The sequence below is a fragment of the Streptomyces sp. NPDC030838 genome (assembly GCF_055572035.1).
This window is the reverse complement of the sequence record NZ_JBVIED010000015.1, coordinates 129,328-141,777: the sequence shown is the minus strand read 5'-3', so window position 1 is coordinate 141,777 and position 12,450 is coordinate 129,328. Positions and strand designations below refer to the sequence as shown.

13 protein-coding genes are annotated in these 12,450 nt (G+C 72.5%); 6 read left to right on the top strand and 7 right to left on the bottom strand.

Annotated elements, in window-relative coordinates:
• Window positions 1-78: 78 nt before the first annotated feature.
• The 4 genes from ACZ42A_RS31550 to ACZ42A_RS31535 form a co-directional block, all read right to left on the bottom strand.
• On the bottom strand, window positions 79-405 hold the full coding sequence (locus ACZ42A_RS31550) for a DUF202 domain-containing protein (RefSeq protein WP_468530708.1): 327 nt from the start codon (window positions 403-405) through the stop codon (window positions 79-81).
• The gene (locus ACZ42A_RS31545) at window positions 402-794 is read right to left on the bottom strand and encodes a YidH family protein (protein WP_468530707.1); all 393 of its coding nucleotides are present in this window, start codon (window positions 792-794) and stop codon (window positions 402-404) included. Before ACZ42A_RS31545 ends, ACZ42A_RS31550 begins: the two co-directional genes overlap by 4 nt.
• 37 nt (window positions 795-831) lie before the next feature.
• Window positions 832-1,347: an NUDIX hydrolase gene (locus ACZ42A_RS31540; RefSeq protein ID WP_468530706.1), complete on the bottom strand. Its 516-nt coding sequence runs from the start codon at window positions 1,345-1,347 to the stop codon at window positions 832-834.
• Window positions 1,348-1,455: 108 nt separating this feature from the next.
• Window positions 1,456-2,349, bottom strand: a complete 894-nt coding sequence (locus ACZ42A_RS31535; protein ID WP_468530705.1) for a DMT family transporter — start codon at window positions 2,347-2,349, stop codon at window positions 1,456-1,458.
• 329 nt (window positions 2,350-2,678) lie between these two features.
• On the opposite strand from ACZ42A_RS31535, the gene ACZ42A_RS31530 reads away from it, so the two are divergent.
• The 4 genes from ACZ42A_RS31530 to ACZ42A_RS31515 all read left to right on the top strand — a co-directional run bounded on the left by ACZ42A_RS31530 (window position 2,679) and on the right by ACZ42A_RS31515 (window position 6,790).
• The gene (locus ACZ42A_RS31530) at window positions 2,679-3,632 is read left to right on the top strand and encodes a hypothetical protein (protein WP_468530704.1); all 954 of its coding nucleotides are present in this window, start codon (window positions 2,679-2,681) and stop codon (window positions 3,630-3,632) included.
• 83 nt (window positions 3,633-3,715) lie between these two features.
• Window positions 3,716-5,281 (top strand): APC family permease, encoded by a 1,566-nt coding sequence (locus tag ACZ42A_RS31525; protein ID WP_468530703.1) that lies wholly within the window; start codon window positions 3,716-3,718, stop codon window positions 5,279-5,281.
• A 179-nt stretch (window positions 5,282-5,460) separates the two neighbouring features.
• Window positions 5,461-6,186 (top strand): molybdopterin-dependent oxidoreductase, encoded by a 726-nt coding sequence (locus tag ACZ42A_RS31520; RefSeq protein ID WP_468530702.1) that lies wholly within the window; start codon window positions 5,461-5,463, stop codon window positions 6,184-6,186.
• Complete coding sequence (locus tag ACZ42A_RS31515; RefSeq protein WP_468530701.1) at window positions 6,170-6,790, top strand: cytochrome b/b6 domain-containing protein; 621 nt, start codon at window positions 6,170-6,172, stop codon at window positions 6,788-6,790. The genes ACZ42A_RS31520 and ACZ42A_RS31515 overlap by 17 nt, the downstream gene beginning before the upstream one ends.
• 80 nt (window positions 6,791-6,870) lie before the next feature.
• On the opposite strand, the gene ACZ42A_RS31510 is transcribed toward ACZ42A_RS31515, so the two are convergent.
• Window positions 6,871-8,268: a GntT/GntP/DsdX family permease gene (locus tag ACZ42A_RS31510; protein WP_468530700.1), complete on the bottom strand. Its 1,398-nt coding sequence runs from the start codon at window positions 8,266-8,268 to the stop codon at window positions 6,871-6,873.
• A gap of 108 nt (window positions 8,269-8,376) precedes the next feature.
• Window positions 8,377-8,895 (bottom strand): gluconokinase, encoded by a 519-nt coding sequence (locus ACZ42A_RS31505; protein ID WP_468530699.1) that lies wholly within the window; start codon window positions 8,893-8,895, stop codon window positions 8,377-8,379.
• A gap of 139 nt (window positions 8,896-9,034) precedes the next feature.
• On the opposite strand from ACZ42A_RS31505, the gene ACZ42A_RS31500 reads away from it, so the two are divergent.
• Complete coding sequence (locus ACZ42A_RS31500) at window positions 9,035-9,736, top strand: FadR/GntR family transcriptional regulator (protein ID WP_468530698.1); 702 nt, start codon at window positions 9,035-9,037, stop codon at window positions 9,734-9,736.
• 49 nt (window positions 9,737-9,785) lie between these two features.
• Here the strand turns inward: ACZ42A_RS31500 and ACZ42A_RS31495 are convergent, their stop codons facing one another.
• A complete protein-coding gene (locus ACZ42A_RS31495) occupies window positions 9,786-10,211 on the bottom strand; it encodes a YchJ family protein (RefSeq protein WP_468530697.1) in 426 nt (141 codons plus the stop codon).
• Window positions 10,212-10,577: 366 nt separating this feature from the next.
• Here ACZ42A_RS31495 and ACZ42A_RS31490 point away from each other — a divergent pair, with 366 nt between their 5' ends.
• Window positions 10,578-12,443, top strand: a complete 1,866-nt coding sequence (locus ACZ42A_RS31490; RefSeq protein WP_468530696.1) for a phage tail sheath family protein — start codon at window positions 10,578-10,580, stop codon at window positions 12,441-12,443.
• Window positions 12,444-12,450 lie beyond the last annotated feature (7 nt).

The window sequence follows — 12,450 nt, the reverse complement described above, 5'->3', positions numbered from 1 at the left end:
CCGCCGATACGGCGGAGCCGACGTCCTGGAGTGCGGCGAGCTGGTGACGGTGGACTGAGCTTGGGGCCGGCCCGCGGCTCAGATGATCAGGGCCGCCGCGCAGACCGCCAGGGCCACGGTGCACAGCGTCGTCGTCGCGGCGTGGCGCGGGGGCAGGGCCGGTGGGTGGGGCGTTGCGGTGAGGGTGCGGATGCGGTGGTGGGCGAGGAGGAGGAAGCCGAGCCAGAGGGCGAAGCACAGGGCGCAGGCGATGACGCCCGGGGTGGACGGGCCCTCGTGCAGCGAGGTCCGCATGGCGAGCACGGCGGCCACGGTCATGGAGAGGGTCGTACGCCGCCAGGCCAGCCGGGTGCGTTCGGGCTGGAGCCCCGGGTCGCGCTCCCCGGGCGCGGCCTCCTCGGTCATCCGTCCCATCCGAACAGCACGACCACGACCATCGCCACGGCCACCACCGCCACGACCAGGCTCAGCAGCGCCGGGAACCGGGACACGGGCAGGTCCTCGCCGCGGCGCATGGCCCGCTCGCAGCGGATCCAGTGGTTGACCGCGCGCAGCGCGCACAGCACGCCGGCCGCCAGCAGCGCGAGCGCCAGGCCGACCCGCCAGCCCCAGCGCAGGTCCGGCAGGAACTGGTCCACCGCGAAACCGCCGCCGATCAGCGCCAGTGCGGTGCGCAGCCAGGCCAGGAAGGTGCGCTCGTTCGCCAGCGAGAACCGGTAGTCGGGCGTGCCGCCCTCGTCCCGGACCCGGGCGGGAGCGAACCACAGACGGGCGTTCCGCAGGACTTCGATCACGCGTACGACAGTACCGGGAGGAGATCGTCGGGGCAGGTCAGCCGGTCGGCCGGTGGCCCCGCAGCCGTTCGTACGCCGCCAGGCCGTCCGGGACCCACTCCCAGTCGGGCAGGCGCTCCTCCAGCTCCGCCTCCGGAAGGAAGGCGTGCCAGGCGACCTCCTCCACCTGGGGCCGGACCGGTAGCTCGCACCGGACCTCGTACACCGCCGACCACCAGGACTGGCCGGCGCCGTTGTCGTAGAGGAACTTGAACAGGTACCGGGGGCGCGGCAGCCCGCTGACGCCCAGCTCCTCCTCCGCCTCGCGCAGCGCCGCGTCGTCGTACGACTCGCCCGCGCCCACCACGCCGCCGACGAACATGTCGTACAGCGAGGGGAAGACCAGCTTGGTCGGGGTGCGCCGGTGGACGAAGATCCGGTCGTCGGCGTCGCGCGCCTGGATGAACACGCAGCGGTGCCGCAGGCCCCGCGCGTACGCCTCCCCGCGCGGGTGGCGCCCGATGACGCGGTCGTTCTCGTCGACGATGTCCAGGATCTCGTCCGCAGCGCTCATGGGCCCATCCAAGCAGGCCCGCGACCATGCCGGCAGGCCCCCTCCGGGCCGGGGCGCGCGCCTCAGCCGGGCTGGAGGGCGCGGACGAGCCGGGCCGGAGCGCGCGCCTCAGCCGGGCTGGAGGGCGTGGACGCGGGCCGGGGCGGCGCAGCCCTTCGGCATCGCGGGATGCAGGCCCAGGAGCACGATGCCGCCCACCACGGCCGCCAGCCCCGCCGCCTGCCCGGCCAGCGCCGCCGAGTCGGCGTGCAGCCGGTCGCCGAGGAAGCCGACGCCGCACAGGATCCCGGCCAGCGGCTGAGCGGCGGTCAGGGCGGGCAGGGACGTGCGCAGCGGGGCGGTCTCGAAGGCGCTCTGCACCAGGATCAGCGCGGTCAGGCCGAGCAGCAGCACGGCGTACGGCTGCCAGCCGGTGAGCAGCCCGGTCAGGCCGCCGGCGGCGAACCGCTGCCCGCTCTCCCGGGTCAGCGCGTCCTGCACGCCGTACAGCAGCCCCGCCGCGACCGCCAGCAGCATCGGGCCGGAGCCGAGGGGCGCGCGGCGGGCGTAGCCGGTCAGGAGCAGGGCGATACCCACCACCACGCCGATGATCAGCCAGTGCCGCAGCGGATCGCCCACGGCGTGGCCGCCGCGCGGCTCGCCGGCCATCAGGAACGCGGTCACGCCGCCCGCCAGCAGGGCCAGGCCCAGCCAGCCCTGGCGGCCGAGCGGCTGCCGGGTGCGGTGCCGGGACAGGGCGAGGGCGAAGAGCAGGTTGGTGGCGAGCAGGGGCTCCACGAGGGAGATCTCACCCTGGCCGAGCGCCATCGCGCCGAGGGCCATGCCCACGGCCATCAGACCGATGCCGCCGAGCCAGCTCGGCACCTTCATCAGGTCCAGCAGCAGGCGCGGCGAGAGGAAGTCCGCGAGGGGTGCGCGCTGGGCCGCGTTCTGCTGCAGCACGAAGCCGAAGCCCAGGCAGCAGGCGGCGCTCAGGGCGAGCACCAGAACCGTGATGGACAAGCCGCTCCCTGGGTGATCATTCGACAGAACCGGGCAAATGGGACGCTTCCGGCCATGTTGAGCGGTGCGGCGAGGGTGCGCTATGACGTACGTCACATTCGGTTGCGGGGTGGGTGGGGTGCGGACCGGCCCGTCGCTGCAAGTCCCGTGGGTGTGAACGGCGTTGACGCGTGTCATGTACCAGCGGCGCTTGACGGAGAGCCTTGGCTGAGGGTTTGCTGTGCGTGATCGCCCGATGGCAGAGCACCACCCGAGTCAGCCCCGAGTCACTCCCGAGTCAGCCGAGTCAGCCCGAGTCAGCTCAGAGAAAGCCCCGAGGAACGTCCGAGGTGTCCCCGCCCCCGCCTCCCCTCGGCCGCGGTCGGCGCCAGCGCGCGGACCGGGGCCTCGACTCGGCTCTCGACGACACCGAACTCACCGCCGCCCGTGCCGCGCTGGCGCAGGGCCGCTGGCAGGCCGCCCGCTCCCTCCTCGCCCGCACCGGCGACGACTGGGACCGGCGCGGGCATCGCGTCACCGTGCTCGCCCGCGAGCCGTACACCGCCGCCTGGGCCCGTGAGTGGCTGCTCGCCGAACCCGACTCCGCCGACGCCTCCGTCCTGCTCGCCCTGGCCCAAGTCTGGCGGGCACTGCGCGGCAAGGAGAAGCCGGACCGGGTCCGCGAGGCGTGCCTCGGTGCCGCCGCCCGGATCCCCGCCGACCCCACGCCCTGGCTCGGCCTGCTCCTGCTGGAGCGGCACCTCGGCGGCCAGGAGGAGGTCGTGCGGACCTTCGAGCAGGTACGCGCCCGGTACGCCGACCACCACCACGCCCACCATCTGATGGTCGCCCGGCTCGCCGAGCGCCGCGCCGACGCGGGGCCCGACCCGCTGCACGAGGTGTACGACTTCGCCGCCTGGGCCGCCGAGCAGGCCCCGGCCGACTCGCCGCTGGCGATCCTGCCGGTGGTCGCGCACGCCGAGCGCTACCGGGTGCTGGCCGCGGGCGGCTTCGAGCCCGCCGACCCGGCCGCCTCCGGGCACTGGGTGGGCCGCCGGGCCCGGCAGGTGATGAAGGCCGCCTTCGACTGGTGGCTGGAGTGGGAGCACGACGGTCACCCGCGCCGCCTCGTCGACCTGAACTTCCTCGCCCACGCCAAGTACTGCGAGGGCCGGGGCGCCGAGGCCGCCGCCCTGTTCCACCGCATCGGCGAGCACGCCACCGCCGAGCCGTGGTCGTACCCCGACCGCGATCCGCTCACCGCCTTCCGCGCCGCGCGCGACCGGGCCCTCGGCACCGGGTGATCCCCAGGTCCACCCCTCCGACCCCCACCGCCCTCCCGCACGCCCCGACAGCCCTCACCCCCGACAGCAAGGACGGTCTTCCGATGACGACGGGCAGTTCGAGTTCGAGTACGAGTGCGAGCACGAGTACGAGCAGCACCGCCGGCGCCGACGGCATCAGCACCTTCAAGGGCGAGGAGCGCGCCCTGCGCGCCGACCGCCTCGGCACGGGCGGTCTGCTGCTCTCCGTGCTGGCGGCGACCGCCCCCCTCATGGTGGTCGCGGGTGTCATGCCCACCACATTCGCGGTGATGGGCATCGTCGGCCAGCCGCTCCTCTTCGTCATCCTCGGCGTGGTGCTCGTCCTGTTCGGCGTCGGCTACGCCGAGATGAGCCGCCACGTCCACAACGCCGGCGCCTTCTACGCCTACATATCCCGCGGCCTCGGTGGCACCGCGGGCGCGGCTGCCTCCCTCGTCGCCCTGGTCGCCTACAACGCCCTCCAGGTCGGCATCTACGGCATCTTCGGCTTCGAGGTCGCCGGGCTCTTCGCCACCTACGCCGAGATCGAGATCGCCTGGTGGGTCCCGGCGCTGGCCGCCGTGGCCCTTGTCGGCGCACTCGGCTGGCTGAAGATCGACGTCAACGCGCGCGTGCTCGGCGTCCTGCTGCTGATCGAACTCGTCCTGGTGGTCATCTTCGACATCGCCGCCGTGGCCGACCCCGGCCCGCAGGGCCTGTCGCTCGCGGCCTTCGATCCCGGCACCCTCACCGGCGCCGGCGTCGGCACCGCCCTGTGCTTCTGCATCGCCGCCTTCACCGGCTTCGAACAGGCCCCGGTGTACGCCGAGGAGACCAGCCGCCCGCACATCCTCGTGCCGCGCGTGATGTTCCTCGCCGTCGGTTTCGTCGCCGTCTTCTTCGCTCTCAGCAGCTGGGCGCTCACCGTCGCCACCGGCCCCGACAAGATCGTCGGCACCGCGCAGGAACAGAGCGCCGGACTGCTGTTCTTCCTCACCGAGTCCCGCCTCGGCGGCACGTTCACCGACGTGCTGCACGTCCTCTTCGTGACCGGCATGTTCGCCGCGCTGCTCAGCTTCCACAACGTCGTCGCCCGGTACGCCTTCGCCATGGGCCGCGAGGGACTGCTGCCGCGCGCCTTCGGCCGGACCACCGGCGCCAGCGGCGCCCCCGGCACCGGCTCGCTGCTCCAGACCGTCGTCTCCGCCGTGGTCGTCATCGCCTTCGCGATCGCCGACGACAAGCCGGCCGGCGACCCCACCGAGCCGGTGCTGCACCTGTTCACCTGGTTCGGCAACGTGGGCGCCCTCGGTGTCATCCTGCTGATGGCCACCGCGTCCCTGTCCGTCGTCGTCTTCTTCGCCCGCCGGGGCGCCGCGGGCGCTCAGGCCTGGCGGCTGGTCACCTCCACCCTCGCCGGACTCGCCCTGCTCGTCATCGCCGGCTACACGGTCAAGGACTTCGACGTCCTGGTCGGCTCCGGCCCCGAGTCCGCGCTGCGCTGGGTGCTCCCCGGCATCATCGTCGCGGCGGCGCTCGCCGGCGCGGTCCTCGGCCTGGTCCTGCGCTCCCGCGCCCCCGAGGTCCACGCCCGCATCGGGCTCGGCAACGAGGCGTTCCAGCTGGACAAGGCGGCGCGCAAGTCGTAGCGCCGGGGGGCGGGTGCTCGTCGAACACGGACGAGCACCCGCGCGTCCCGGCCCCGGTGGAAGGCTCGGGCACGTGCGGGTGGGCAGTGCTTACGGAACTCTCTGGGCAGTGCTTACGGAACTCTGACGCATGCCCGCGACCCCTGGCCCCGCCGGGGTGCGGGTGCTCGAATGGGCGGGTGAACACCGGACAACCCGAGGAGCAGGGCCGCCCGGTCGGCCGGCGGGTGTTCCTCGGCACCCTCGGCCTGGGCGCCCTCGGCGTGGTCGCCGCGCCCTCCCTGCAACGCGGCCTCGAGTCCTTCCTCGGCAGTGCCGCCGACAAGGACCCCACCGGTCTGACCGGCCTGCTGCCCAACGGCGGCGGCTTCCGTTACTACTCGGTGGCCTCCTCCGTACCGCGCAAGGACGCCGACGACTACCGCCTCACCGTCGACGGCCTGGTCGACCGCCCGACGACGTACACCCTGGCCGAGCTGCGCGCCCTGCCCCGGACCAGGCTGGTCCGGGACGTCCAGTGCGTCACCGGCTGGCGGGTCCCGGACACGCCCTTCGAGGGGGTGCGCCTGTCCCGGCTGCTCGACGCCACCGGAGTGCGGGCCAAGGCCACGGCCGTACGCTTCACCTGCTTCGACGGCACCTACTCGGAGAGCCTGACCCTCGCCCAGGCCCGCCGCGCGGACGTCCTGGTCGCCCTGCGCATGCAGGACAAGGACCTGAGCCACGCCCACGGCGGTCCCGTCCGCCTCTACGTGGCGCCCATGTACTTCTACAAGTCCGCCAAGTGGCTCTCCGGCATCACCGTCACCGAGGACGTGGAACCCGGCTACTGGGAGAAGCGCGGCTACGACGTCGACGCCTGGGTCGGCCGGTCGAACGGACGGGACGATGAACCCACCAGCTGACGCACCCCCCGCCGTGCGGGTCCGGCGCTTCAGCCGCGCCGAGCGGTGGGCGCACCGCACCACGGCCGCGCTGACGGGCGTGTGCGTGCTGACCGCGGCCTGTCTGTACGTCCCCGAACTCGCCCAGCTCGTCGGCCGCCGCGCCCTCGTGGTCACCGTCCACGAGTGGGCCGGTCTCGCCCTCCCGGTGCCGGTCCTGGCCGCCCTGGTCTCCCGTGCCTTCCGCGCGGACCTGCGGCTGCTCAACCGCTTCGGCCCGCACGACCGCCGCTGGCTGCGCGCCGCCGTACGCCGCGACCGACGGCCCGGGGCGCGCCCGGCGGGCAAGTTCAACGCCGGACAGAAGATCTACGCCGCCTGGATCGCCGGGGCGACGCTGGTGATGCTCGGCACCGGGCTGCTGATGTGGTTCACGCATCTCACCCCGCTGGTCTGGCGCACCAGCGCGACCTTCGTCCACGACTGGCTGGCCCTCACCATGGGCATCGTCCTCGCCGGTCACATCGGCATGGCCCTCGCCGATCCGGAGGCCCGCCGGGGGATGCGGACCGGGACGGTGAGCCGGGAGTGGGCGGAGCGCGAGCACCCGCTGTGGCGGACGTGAGGGCGAGACGGGCGTGAAAAGGGCCCACCCCGGGGGAGAGTGGGCCCTTTTCGTCTCAGGGGCGGATCATCGGCGTACGGCTAGATGATCAAGGAGAGCAGGAGCACGAAGGCGCCCGCGACCACCGAGATGATCGTCTCCATCACCGACCAGGTCTTGATGGTCTGGCCGACGTTCAGCCCGAAGTACTCCTTCACCAGCCAGAACCCGGCGTCGTTGACATGGCTGAAGAAGAGCGAGCCGGCGCCGATGGCGAGGACGAGCAGCGCGGCGTGGGTGGTCGACATGTCGGCGGCCAGCGGGGCGACGAGGCCCGCCGCCGAGACCGTCGCCACGGTCGCCGAACCGGTCGCGAGCCGGATCGCCACGGCGATCAGCCAGGCCAGCAGCAGGGCCGGGATGGACCAGTCCTCGGAGATGTCCAGGACCATCCGGCCCACGCCGGAGTCGATCAGCGTCTGCTTGAAGCCGCCGCCCGCGCCGACGATCAGCAGGATCCCCGCTATGGGCGCGAGGCCCTTCTCGACCATCCCCGAGACGCGCTCCTTGGAGAATCCGGCGGGGCGGGCCAGCGTGAAGATGCCGAGCAGGACGGCCGCGAGCAGGGCGATCAGCGGGGAGCCGACGACGTCGAAGACACGCTGGACGGTGTTCTCGGGGTCGTCGATGACGATGTCCACCAGCGCCTTGGCCAGCATCAGGACCACCGGCAGCAGGATCGTGGCCAGGGTGGCGCCGAAGCTCGGGCGCTTCTCCAGGTCGTCGGAGGCGCGCTGCGGAAGCATGCCGTCGGGCGCCGGGACGTCGACCCAGCGGGCCGCGTACCGGGAGAACAGCGGACCGGCGACGATCACGGTGGGGATGGCGACCAGCACGCCGAGCGCCAGGGTCACACCGAGGTTGGCCTGGACGGCGTCGATGGCGACGAGCGGGCCCGGGTGCGGCGGCACCAGGCCGTGCATCACCGACAGACCGGCGAGCGCGGGGATGCCGATCCGCATCAGGGAGTAGTTGCCGCGCTTTGCGACCATCAGCACGACCGGGATCAGCAGGACGACGCCGACCTCGAAGAACAGCGGCAGGCCGATCACGGAGGCGATGAGCACCATCGCCCAGGGCATCGAGCGGCCGCCCGCCTTGGCGAGGATGGTGTCGACGACCTGGTCGGCGCCGCCGGAGTCGGCGAGCATCTTGCCGAGGATCGCGCCGAGCGCGATGAGCACGCCGACGCCCGCCACGGTGGACCCGAGGCCGGTGGTGAAGCTGGCGATCGCCTTGTCGAGCGGTGCCCCGGCGAAGGCTCCGAGCGCCAGTGACCCGATGGTCAGCGCCAGGAAGGCGTGCAGCTTGAACTTGGTGATGAGCAGGACGATGACGGCGATGCCCGCCAGCACGGCGATGCCCAGCTGGGCGTGGCCGGCCGAGGTGATGGGCTCGACGGTGTCCGCTGCCAGCATCTCGACGCTGAGTCTGGTCACGGGGTTCCCTTTGCAGGTACGGGGATGGGGGAGGGGGCGCCCGGGCAGGCCGGGCCAGGGGGGTTGGCGCGGGGGGTCGGGTTAACACAGGGGGTTGCAAGCGGGGGTCTACCGGGCCGGGTCGGGAAGCCGGTCCAGCGCCTGGACCGCCCGCTCGGTGATCTCCTCCGGGCTGCCGGAGACGTCCACGCCGACGCCCGCCTCGTCCGCCTCGAGCGGCTCCAGCGTGGCGAACTGGGAGTCGAGCAGCGCCGTGGGCATGAAGTGACCCTGCCGGTGCGACATCCGGTCCTCGATGAGCGCGCGGTCGCCGGTGAGGTGCACGAAGACCAGTCCGGGCGCGGCAGCCCGCAGCCGGTCCCGGTACGACCGCTTCAGTGCGGAGCAGCTGACCACCCCGCCGAGTCCGGCCCGCCCGTCCGCCCAGCCGCCGATGGCGTCCAGCCACGGGAGCCGGTCCTCGTCGGTGAGCGGGGTGCCGGCCGACATCTTGGCGATGTTGGCCTGGGGGTGGAAGTCGTCGCCCTCGGCGTAGGGGACGCCGAGCCGGGCGGCGAGCAGGGGACCAATGGTGGTCTTGCCGGTGCCCGCGACGCCCATGACCACGACGACGTGGGGGGTCTTCATCGCTGCCTCGCTGTCTTCACTGTCTTCGTCGACACGGTGATGCCGAGCAAATGAAACGCTTTAGGTACGACGAATTCAAGAGCCTGTGATGAATAAGTCTGACTTTTTGATCGCGTGACCCGCCACGTACTCTGTGTGCATGAGCACACCGGGCCGGGGGCTGCACGGCCATGTACTGGACACCCTTGGCCCCGAGATCACCGCGGGCGAGTACCCTCCGGGCAGCGTGCTGCGCACCGACGAGCTGGCGCAGCGCTTCGACGTGTCACGCTCCGTGATGCGCGAGGCGGTGCGGGTGCTGGAGTCGATGCATCTGGTGGAGTCCCGGCGCCGGGTGGGCGTCACCGTCCGCCCCAAAGCCGAGTGGAACGTCTACGACCCGCAGGTCATCCGCTGGCGGCTGGCCGGCGCCGACCGGCCGCACCAGCTGCGCTCACTCACCGTGCTGCGCTCCGCTGTCGAGCCGGTGGCCGCGCGGCTCACCGCGCAGAACGCGACCGCCGAGCAGTGCGCGGAGCTGACCGAGTGCGCCCTGGGCATGGTCGCGCACTCACGCGGCCACCAGCTGGAGGGCTACCTCCTGCACGACATCGCCTTCCACCGGGTGATCCTCACCGCCTCCGGCAACGAGATGTTCGCCCGGCTCGGCGATGTCGTCGCCGAGGTGCTGACCGGCCGTACCCAGCACGAGGTGATGTTCGAGGACCCCGACCCGGCCGCCGTCACCCTGCATGTGCGGGTCGCGGAGGCGGTCCGCGAGCGGGACGCGGACCGCGCGGAGCGGCTGACCCGGGAGATCACCGTGGGGGCGCTCCAGGAGCTGGACATCCTGGCGCCGTAAGCCGGTCCAGGGCCTGTCTGCGACGCCGGCATGATCCGGAAGACAGGCCCTAGTCGTCGAGGAAGTCCCCGTCCACGTACACCCACGCCCCGTCGACCCGCTCGAACCGGCTGCGCTCGTGCAGCGTGCCGCCCCGGAACGAGGCCCGGAAGGTCACCGTGCCGGTGGAGTGGAACGCGGTCCCGTCGGTCGTGTCCAGGATCTCCAGGCCGGTCCACCGCATCCCCGGGTCGAAGTCGACGCCGGGCGGGCGGGTGCGGGGGTGCCAGGTGCGCAGCAGATACGCCTCGTCCCGCTTCACGAACGCGCTGTAGCGCGAGCGCATCAGCCGCTCGGCGGTCGGTGCCGCGCCCTCACCCCGGTGGAATCGGCCACAGCACGCGTCGTACGTCTCCGCAAGACCGCAAGGGCACAGGGGCTTGTCGGCGGGGGTGGTGGCGGTGCGGCGCCGGAGATGCGAGCTGCGTCGGGACATGCACCCCATTCTGCTGCACCATCGCCTGTGCGAAGAGTGTGAAGCTCCCGTCGCGACATGCGCACATCGTGTGCGAGTCGTGCGCGGCACCCTCCATGGAACCTCCCTCAGGGCTGGCGTGAACACGTCTTGTTGTCCCAGCCGCCCAACCCCCAACGTGTATCGGGCACTTGAGCATCAGGAGTCACAAGCGTGCTGCTTGACCCGGACGGCCGTCCGCCCGGGGCACTGACGGGGGAAAGCTGATGCGGTGCCCACCGATCGGGGATGTCCGACCACACCCCGCTGACGTTCGCGCGCACCGCCCTCTCCCTTCGCCGTCTCTTGGTGCCTATGACCGGTGCCCGAGAAGGGATTGGAGGGGGAATGCCGACGAATGCAGTGAGCGCCGCCAGGCCGACGTATCCCGGCGTCTACGTCGAAGAGCTTCCCAGCAGCACCCGCACCATCTCCGCCGTGACCACGTCCGTGACGGCCTTCGTCGGCCACACCCGGCGCGGCCCGCTGAACGAGCCGGTGCGGGTCACCGGCTTCACCGAGTTCGAGCGCCGCTTCGGCGGCCTCGGCTCGCAGAGCGCCGTCGCGCACGCGGTGCACCAGTTCTTCGGCAACGGCGGCACCGTCGCCGTGATCGTCCGGGTCGCCAAGGCCGGCAGCGGCAAGGCCGCCTGCGTCGTCCTGGAGTCCACCGACGGGCACAGCGAGAGCCGCGTCCTGGAGGTCCACGCCAAGGAGCCAGGCGTCTGGGGCAACGGGCTGCGCGTCGCCGTCGACTACGACACACCGCACCCCGACGAGACCTTCAACCTGCGGGTCCACGACGCCAAGGGCGACACCCGGGAGAGCTTCACCGGCCTGTCCATGGACGCCGGACACGGCCGCTACGCGCCGACCGTGATCAACGCCGCCTCGCGGCTGATCCGCGTCGAGGCCGTCGGCGAGGGCCGCCCCGACCCCTCCGGCACCGTCTCCAAGCCGTTCGGGCACCGACTGCCCGACCTCGCCGTCGACCTGACGGTGAAGATCGGCGACGTGGAGCGCGAGTTCACGCTCCACGACCCCGACTGCGACGGCGAGGCGCCCACCACCGTCGCCGAGCTGGCCCTGCTCCTGGAGCGCAAGCTGCGCGCCCTGCCCGACGCACCCGGCAAGCACGCCTTCGCGGGCGTCGAGGTCACCGCCTTCGGCCGCCGCCTCCAGGTCGTCGCCGGCTCCACCGACCCCGACGACGTCGTCCGCTTCCTCGGCGAGTGCGCCAACGACCTCGGCCTGGAGGCCTCTGTCAACCCGCCGGTGTTCCCGCTCGCGGGCGGCGAGGACGGCGAGGCACCCGGCCCCCGCGACCTCATCGGCTCCGAGGCCGACAAGACCGGCATCCAGGCGCTGCGCGGCGTCGCCGACGTCAACCTGCTGGCGCTGCCGGAGATCGCCGGGTACGAGAAGACCGAGGACATGCTCACCGTCGTCTCGGCCGCCCAGCGGCTATGCGCTGAGCGGCGGATCTTCCTGCTGGTCGACGCCCCCAGCAGCTGGGTCAGCGTGGACACCGCGCGCGCCGGTATCGCCGCGTTCGACGCGGTGCGCGGCAACCACGCCGCCCTGTACTTCCCGCACCTGCAGCTCACCGACCCGCTCACCGGGCGGCTGCGCGCCTTCCCGCCGTCCGGCGCGATCGCCGGCGTCATCGCGCGCACCGACTCCGAGCGCGGCGTGTGGAAGGCACCCGCGGGCACCGAGGCCCGCCTCGCGGGCGTGCACTCGCTCACCGTCGACCTCACCGACCGCGAGACCGGGCTGCTCAACCCGCTCGGCGTCAACTGCCTGCGTACCTTCCCGGTGACCGGCCCGCTGGTGTGGGGCGCGCGCACCCTGGACGGCGCGGACGCGCTCGACAGCGAGTGGAAGTACGTGCCGGTGCGGCGGCTCGCGCTGCACGTGGAGGGGAGCCTGCACCGCGGACTCCAGTGGGTGGTGTTCGAGCCCAACGACGAGAGCCTGTGGCAGCAGATCCGGCTGTCCGCCTCCTCGTACCTGCACACGCTCTTCCGCCAGGGCGCCTTCAAGGGCACCACCCCGCGCGAGGCGTACTTCGTCAAGTGCGACCACGAGACCACGACCGCCGAGGACGTCGCGAACGGCGTGGTGAACGTGCTGGTGGGCATCGCGCCGGTGCGCCCGGCCGAGTTCGTGATCGTCAAGATCCAGCAGACGTCCGGGCAGTTCGAGCTCTGACAAGCGC